Source organism: Streptomyces sp. NPDC054847 (genome assembly GCF_053610925.1).
Window position 1 is genome coordinate 1 of the sequence record NZ_JBSGZJ010000359.1, and the last position, 7,373, is coordinate 7,373.

Genomic DNA, 7,373 nt, shown 5'->3' on the forward strand with positions numbered 1-7,373 from the left:
GCCGGTTCGACCGGCACGAGCAGCGCTGGCGGCGAGGTCGCGTCACGCGACGGCGGTCCCCTCGAGCTCTACCATCTGGCCGGGGATCGCCAGCCGCGTCACCCCGAGCATCGTGGTGGTCGGCGCCACCCCGGCGGCGCCCAGCCGCGCCGCCAGCACGCCGTAGTGCTGGAACAGCAGATCGACGTCGGTCGTGTAGACGTTGAGCCGGACCAGGTTCGCGAGAGACATGCCGGCCTCGGCGAGCACGGCCTCCACGTTGTCGGTACTCAGCCCCAACTGGGCCGCCATGTCACCGTCATGCTGGGGCTTGCCGTCGCCGCTCATCGCGGTCTGCCCGGAGATGTACAGGGTCCGGGTGTGCCCGGAGACGACCTCGCCCTGGTTGAAACCCAGGTCCAGCGACCACGTCACCGGGTTGACGGCCGTTCGTTCCATTGCCACGTAAGGCTCCGTTCGATTCATGGGGAGTACGGACGTCCATCGGCTCGGTAGCCGCCGACTTCGCCGTCGTGTCGAGGAGCCTCGCAGCGAATCACGACACCCATGGTCATGTATTTCGATAAAGTTCTCGCATGCGCGCCGACCGCTTGGTCTCGCTGGTGCTGCTGCTGCGTCAGCGCGGTCGGCTGACCGCGGACACGCTCGCCCGCGAGCTGGAGGTATCCACTCGCACCGTGCTGCGCGACATCGAGGCCCTGTCCGCGGCCGGCGTCCCGGTCTACGCCGAACGCGGCCGGCATGGCGGGTTCGCGCTGGCGCCCGGTTTCCGGACCGAGCTCACCGGTCTCAACCGTGACGAGGCCCTTGCCCTGTTGACCGCCGGAACGGGGCGCGGCGAGCAGGCGTTCGGCCTCGGCTCGGCCCTCGCTTCGGCCGTGCGGAAGGTGGTCGACGCGCTGCCCGAGAACCATCGGGCCACCGCGAGCGACGCGGCACAGCGATTTCTCGTCGACCCGGAGACCGACCTGCTCTCGCGTCGGCTGGTCACCGAGGAGGTACCGGGCACCACGATGATCGAGGTCCGGCGCGCGGTGCTCGCCGGACACAAGCTGCGCATCCACTACGCGGCGACAGGCCAGGCACCGCAGTGGCGCACGGTGGACCCGATCGGCCTGGTCACCGTACGAGACCGGGGCTACTTGCTGGCCACGAGATCCGGTGAGGACCGCACCTACCGGCTGTCGCGGGTGCTGGCCGCAGAGGAACTCCCCGAAACGGCACAGCGGCCGAATCGGGTGGATCTGGACCGGATCTGGCGGGAACGCTCCGCGCAGTTCCTCTCCGGCGGCGACCACATCACCGTGCTGGTACGGGTGGACCCGGCGCGGCGGGAGGAACTGCTGGACACCGCGCTGGCCGTCCGCGCGGAAGACCCCGACGCAGACGGCCGGCTGCGGCTGGAGGTGACGTTTCAGGATTCACGGCACGCCGAATGGGCGCTGTGGCAGCTCGGTACGGACGCGGAAGCCCTGGCCCCGCAGTCGTTGCGCACCTCCCTGCGCGACCGCGCCGCCGCCATTGCCGCCCGCTACAGCGAGTCGTTGTGAGAGTTGTCGTCCTCTACGCGTTGCCGCCGATGCGCTCCGTCCGAGCCCGCGCCCGCGGCCCGCACGGCGCTAGCGTGGGGACCATGATCGTATGGCTCAACGGCACCCACGGGGCAGGCAAGACGACGACCAGTGCACTCGTGCAGCAACTGATCCCGGGTTCACGGGTGTTCGACGCCGAGAAGGTCGGCGAGACACTCATGGACATCACGCCGGGGCTGCCCTGGACGGGCAACTTCCAGCACTGGCCACCGTGGCGGCCGCTCGTGGTCGAGACCGCCCGCCGCGTACTCGACTACACCGGCGGCACTCTGGTGATGCCCATGACCGTCCTGGTCGAGCAGTACTGGCGCGAGATCAGCGCGGGCCTCGCCCAACATGCCGTCCCGGTGCATCACTTCGTCCTCCACGCCGACCAGGACACCCTTCGCCGGCGTATCGAGGGGGACACGTTCCTCGGCCCCTCCCCCTTCCGTCTGCAACACCTCGAGCCCTACGCCGAGGCGGCCCGCACGTGGTTGCACGACGAGGCCGAGGTCGTCGACACCACGCACCTCACGCCCGCCCAGGCCGCTCTGCGGATCGCGGAGGCCGTCAAGCGGTGAGGCCCACCGCGAAAGCAGGCGCAGTGGTTCGGCTGTCGCGATCACCGGATCCGGGCTCGTGTCAGGTCGTTCTCAGGAGCCGGAAAAGGGGCAGGCCGGCGGCGCTGGCGGCAACTGGTAGCGATCGACTGCTCACTCACAGCCGCTCGGGTCCGGCGTACTCCACCTGATTGCATAAACCTGCATAGCTGCGTATAGTCATGCCATCGATGAGGAGGATTTCGATGACCGTACGAGCAGCAGTGGCAGGGGCGAGCGGGTACGCGGGCGGAGAGCTGCTCCGGCTGCTCCTGGCGCACCCCGAGGTCGAGATCGGCGCCCTCACCGGCAACTCCAACGCCGGCCGGCCCCTCGGCACCATGCAGCCGCACCTGCTGCCGCTGGCCGACCGCGTGCTCAGGCCGACCACCGCCGAGGTGCTCTCCGGGCACGACGTCGTGTTCCTCGCGCTCCCGCACGGGGAGTCCGCCGCCGTCGCCGAGCAACTCGGCGACGATGTGCTGGTCATCGACATGGGGGCCGACTTCCGGCTGAAGGACGCCGCCGACTGGGAGCAGTTCTACGGCTCCGAGCACGCCGGCACCTGGCCCTACGGCCTGCCGGAACTGCCGGGCGCCCGCGCCGCGCTGGAGGGGTCCAGGCGTGTCGCGGTGCCCGGCTGCTATCCCACCGCCGTCTCGCTCGCGCTGTTCCCCGCGTACCAGGCGGGAATCGCCGAGCCGGAAGCGGTGATCACCGCCGCCACTGGGACCTCCGGCGCCGGCAAGGCGCTCAAGCCCCATCTGCTCGGCTCCGAGGTCATGGGCTCCATGAGCCCCTACGGCGTCGGCGGCGGCCACCGCCACACCCCCGAGATGATCCAGAACCTGAGCGCGGTCGCGGGGGAGCGGGTCATCGTGTCGTTCACGCCCACCCTCGCGCCCATGGCCCGCGGCATCCTCGCCACCTGCTCCGTGAAGGCGAAACCGGGCACGACGGCGCACGACGTGCGGGCCGCGTACGAGAAGGCGCTGGCCGACGAGGAGTTCGTGCACCTGCTGCCCGAGGGGCAATGGCCCGCCACCGCCTCCGTGTACGGGTCGAACGCCGTGCAGATCCAGGTCGCGTACGACGAGAACGCCGGCCGCGTCATCGCCATCAGCGCCATCGACAACCTCACCAAGGGCACCGCCGGCGGCGCGGTGCAGAGCATGAACATCGCCCTCGGACTCCCCGAGAGCACCGGTCTTTCCACGATTGGAGTTGCGCCGTGAGCGTGACCGCAGCGAAGGGATTCACGGCAGCGGGCATCGCCGCCGGGATCAAGGCGAACGGCAACCCGGACCTGGCCCTCGTGGTCAACACCGGGCCCCGCCGCGCCGCCGCCGGTGTCTTCACCTCCAACCGTGTCAAGGCCGCGCCCGTCCTGTGGTCCGAGCAGGTCCTCACCGGCGGTGAGGTCAGCGCGGTGGTCCTCAACTCCGGTGGCGCCAACGCCTGTACGGGCCCGAAGGGCTTCCAGGACACCCACGCCACCGCGGAGAAGGTCGCCGAGGTGCTCGGGCACAGCGCCGGCGAGGTGGCCGTCGCGTCCACCGGCCTGATCGGCGTCCTGCTCCCCATGGACAAGCTGCTCCCCGGCGTCGAACAGGCCGCCGCCCAGCTCTCCGAGCACGGCGGCGAGAAGGCCGCCATCGCCATCAAGACCACGGACACCGTCCACAAGACCGCGGTCGCCCAGGGCGACGGCTGGACCGTCGGCGGCATGGCCAAGGGCGCCGGCATGCTCGCACCGGGCCTCGCCACGATGCTCGTCGTCCTCACCACCGACGCCGACCTCGAGCCCGCCACCCTGGACAAGGCACTGCGCGACGCCACCCGGCAGACCTTCGACCGGGTCGACTCCGACGGCTGCATGTCCACCAACGACACCGTGCTGCTCCTCGCCTCCGGCGCGAGCACGATCACCCCCCGCTACGAGGAGTTCGCCGAGGCCGTACGGGCCGTCTGCGACGACCTCGGCCGGCAGCTGATCGGCGACGCGGAGGGCGCGAGCAAGGACATCAAGATCGAGGTGATCAACGCGGCCACCGAGGACGACGCCGTCGAGGTCGGCCGCTCCATCGCCCGCAACAACCTCCTCAAGTGCGCCATCCACGGCGAGGACCCCAACTGGGGCCGGGTCCTGTCCGCCATCGGTACCACCCGTGCCGCGTTCGAGCCGGACCGGCTGAATGTCGCCATCAACGACGTCTGGGTCTGCAGGAACGGCTCGGTCGGCGAGGACCGCGACCTCGTCGACATGCGCTACCGCGAGGTCCGGATCACCGCCGACCTCGCCGCCGGCACCGAGTCCGCGGTCATCTGGACCAACGACCTCACCGCCGACTACGTCCACGAGAACAGCGCGTACAGCTCATGAGCACGACCAGGAAGCACACCGCGCTGCCCAAGGCACAGATCCTCATCGAGGCCCTGCCGTGGCTGACCCGCCACAACGGCAAGACCGTCGTCATCAAGTTCGGCGGCAACGCCATGATCGACGAGGACCTCAAGGCGGCCTTCGCCCAGGACGTCGTCTTCCTGCGCCACGCCGGCCTCAAGCCGGTCGTGGTACACGGCGGCGGCCCGCAGATCTCCGCGGCGCTCGACCGGCATGGGCTGGTCAGCGAGTTCAAGGCGGGCCTGCGGGTCACCACCCCGGAGGCGATGGACGTCGTACGGATGGTGCTCGCCGGGCAGGTCCAGCGCGAACTGGTCGGCCTGCTCAACCAGCACGGCCCGTTCGCCGTCGGCCTCACCGGCGAGGACGCCCACACCATCACCGCGACCAAGCACCAGCCGCAGATCGACGGCGAGTTCGTCGACATCGGCCGGGTCGGCGAGATCACCGACATCGACACCGGCGCCATCACGGCGCTCCTCGCCGACGGCCGGATCCCGGTCATCTCCTCGATCGCGCGCTCACAGGACGACGGACATGTCTACAACGTCAATGCTGATACGGCGGCTGCGGCACTCGCTGCGGCGTTGGGCGCAGAGACCCTGATGGTTCTCACCGACGTCGAGGGCCTCTACGAGGACTGGCCCGACAGCGACGAGGTGATCAGCCGGCTCACCGCCACCCAGCTGGAGAAACTGCTGCCGGAGCTGTCCAGCGGCATGGTCCCCAAGATGGAGGGCTGCCTGCACGCCGTGCGCAACGGGGTCAACACCGCCCGTGTGATCGACGGCCGCGTCCAGCACTCGATCCTGCTGGAGATCTTCACGGACGAAGGCATCGGCACCATGGTCGTGCCCGACGAGGTACAGGGGGAAGCATGAACGGCAACGGGAACGAGCAGCTCGCCCAGCGGTGGCAGGGCGTCATGTCCGACAACTACGGCACGCCGAAGCTGTCGCTGGTCCGCGGCGAGGGCTCCAAGGTCTGGGACGCGGACGGCACCGAGTACACCGACTTCGTCGGCGGCATCGCCGTCAACGCGCTCGGCCACGCGCATCCCGCCGTCGTCGAGGCCGTCACCCACCAGATCTCCCGTCTCGGCCACGTCTCCAACCTGTACGTCGCGGAGCCGCCCGTCGCCCTCGCCGAGCGGCTTCTCCAGCTCTTCGGCCGGCCGGGCAGGGTCTACTTCGCCAACTCCGGCGCCGAGGCCAACGAAGCCGCCTTCAAGATCGGCCGACTGACGGGCCGCAAGCACATGGTCGCCACCACCGGAGGGTTCCACGGACGGACGATGGGCGCCCTCGCGCTCACCGGACAGCCCGCGAAGCAGGACCCGTTCCTGCCGCTGCCGTCGGACGTCACGCACGTCCCGTACGGCGACGTGGAGGCGCTGCGCGCCGCGGTCAGCGAGGACACCGCCTTCGTGATCATCGAGCCGATCCAGGGCGAGAACGGCGTGGTCGTGCCGCCCAAGGGCTACCTCGAGGCCGCCCGCGAGATCACCCGCGCCACCGGCACGCTGCTCGTCCTCGACGAGGTCCAGACCGGCATCGGACGCACCGGCCACTGGTTCGAGCACCAGGCCCACCAAGGCGTCGAGCCCGACATCGTCACCCTGGCCAAGGGCCTCGGCGGCGGGCTGCCCATCGGCGCGACCGTCGTCTTCGGTGACGCGGCGGAGCTGCTGAAGCCCGGCCACCACGGCACCACGTTCGGCGGGAACCCGGTCGCGTGCGCGGCCGGACTCGCCGTCCTCGACACGCTGGCGGCCGACGGAGCGCTCGACACCGTCAAGCGGCTGGGCGAGAAGCTGCGCGGGGAAATCGAGGGTCTCGGGCATCCGCTGGTCTCCCACGTCCGCGGCAGCGGCCTGCTGCTGGGTATCGTGCTCACCGGGCCCCTCGCACCGAAGGTGCAGCAGGCGGCCCAGGATGCAGGGTTCCTGGTGAACGCCCCCGCGCCCGATGTCGTACGGCTCATGCCGGCACTGACCATCGCGGACGCGGAGGTGGACGCGTTCCTCCATGCGCTGCCCGGCATCCTCGAAGCGAGCACGCCGGCCACGGCGGGCAACGGGGAAGGACGATCCGGGGAATGAGACGACGATGACCGACGCGAACGGCACCGAGCACGGCGGGCCCGCCGTACCGCAGACCCGCACGGCCCGCCACCGCCGGATCGTGGACATCCTCAACCGGCAGCCGGTGCGCTCCCAGAGCCAGTTGGCGAAACTCCTCGCGGACAACGGACTGCACGTCACCCAGGCGACGCTCTCCCGCGACCTCGACGAACTGGGCGCGGTGAAGATCCGCAACACCGGCGGCGAGCTCATCTACGCGGTGCCCAGCGAGGGCGGCTTCCGCACCCCGCAGGCCCCGCTGGGCGAGTCCGCGAAGGAGGAGCGCATGCGGCGCCTCTCCGGCGAACTGCTGATCTCGGCGGAGGCGTCGGCAAACCTCGTGGTCCTGCGCACACCGCCGGGGGCGGCGCAGTTCCTCGCGTCGGCCATCGACCAGGCGGAACTGCACGATGTGCTCGGCACGATCGCGGGGGACGACACGCTGATGCTGATCAGCCGCGATCCGGCGGGCGGCCAGGCGCTGGCGGACCACATGCTGCGGCTGGCCCAGAACGACCGCTAGGCCCCTGCGGGGCTGCTTCCCCCCGCCCCCTACGGCCTGGCGGCCGTGGGGGCCACTTCCCGTAACGGGGCTGGGTCCCTCCCCGAACCGGGCTCCACCCGGACCCGGCCCCGCACTCCACGCGGCCTTCCGGGGGGGGGGCGGCCCGGCC

General features: G+C 70.6%; 8 protein-coding genes. 7 read left to right on the forward strand and 1 reads right to left on the reverse strand.

The genetic code is table 11. From position 1 onward, the window contains the following. Positions 1-42: 42 nt before the first annotated feature. On the reverse strand, positions 43-438 hold the full coding sequence (locus tag ACWGH4_RS27025; RefSeq protein ID WP_453465540.1) for a RidA family protein: 396 nt from the start codon (positions 436-438) through the stop codon (positions 43-45). A gap of 137 nt (positions 439-575) precedes the next feature. Here ACWGH4_RS27025 and ACWGH4_RS27030 point away from each other — a divergent pair, with 137 nt between their 5' ends. From ACWGH4_RS27030 to ACWGH4_RS27060, 7 genes are all read left to right on the forward strand, one after another. After that, complete coding sequence (locus tag ACWGH4_RS27030) at positions 576-1,550, forward strand: helix-turn-helix transcriptional regulator (RefSeq protein ID WP_453465531.1); 975 nt, start codon at positions 576-578, stop codon at positions 1,548-1,550. An 83-nt stretch (positions 1,551-1,633) separates the two neighbouring features. Beyond that, complete coding sequence (locus tag ACWGH4_RS27035) at positions 1,634-2,155, forward strand: ATP-binding protein (protein WP_453465533.1); 522 nt, start codon at positions 1,634-1,636, stop codon at positions 2,153-2,155. A gap of 224 nt (positions 2,156-2,379) precedes the next feature. Then, entirely contained in the window at positions 2,380-3,408 is a 1,029-nt protein-coding gene (gene argC / locus ACWGH4_RS27040) for an N-acetyl-gamma-glutamyl-phosphate reductase (protein WP_453465535.1), read from the forward strand. Then, positions 3,405-4,556 (forward strand): bifunctional glutamate N-acetyltransferase/amino-acid acetyltransferase ArgJ, encoded by a 1,152-nt coding sequence (gene argJ, locus ACWGH4_RS27045; RefSeq protein WP_441265349.1) that lies wholly within the window; start codon positions 3,405-3,407, stop codon positions 4,554-4,556. The genes argC and argJ overlap by 4 nt, the downstream gene beginning before the upstream one ends. Then, positions 4,553-5,458, forward strand: coding sequence for an acetylglutamate kinase (argB, locus tag ACWGH4_RS27050; RefSeq protein WP_441265348.1), 906 nt, complete (start codon positions 4,553-4,555; stop codon positions 5,456-5,458). Before argJ ends, argB begins: the two co-directional genes overlap by 4 nt. Next, positions 5,455-6,678 (forward strand): acetylornithine transaminase, encoded by a 1,224-nt coding sequence (locus tag ACWGH4_RS27055; protein ID WP_453465538.1) that lies wholly within the window; start codon positions 5,455-5,457, stop codon positions 6,676-6,678. The genes argB and ACWGH4_RS27055 overlap by 4 nt, the downstream gene beginning before the upstream one ends. A gap of 7 nt (positions 6,679-6,685) precedes the next feature. Continuing rightward, entirely contained in the window at positions 6,686-7,222 is a 537-nt protein-coding gene (locus ACWGH4_RS27060; RefSeq protein WP_307705459.1) for an arginine repressor, read from the forward strand. The last annotated feature ends 151 nt before the right edge of the window (positions 7,223-7,373 follow it).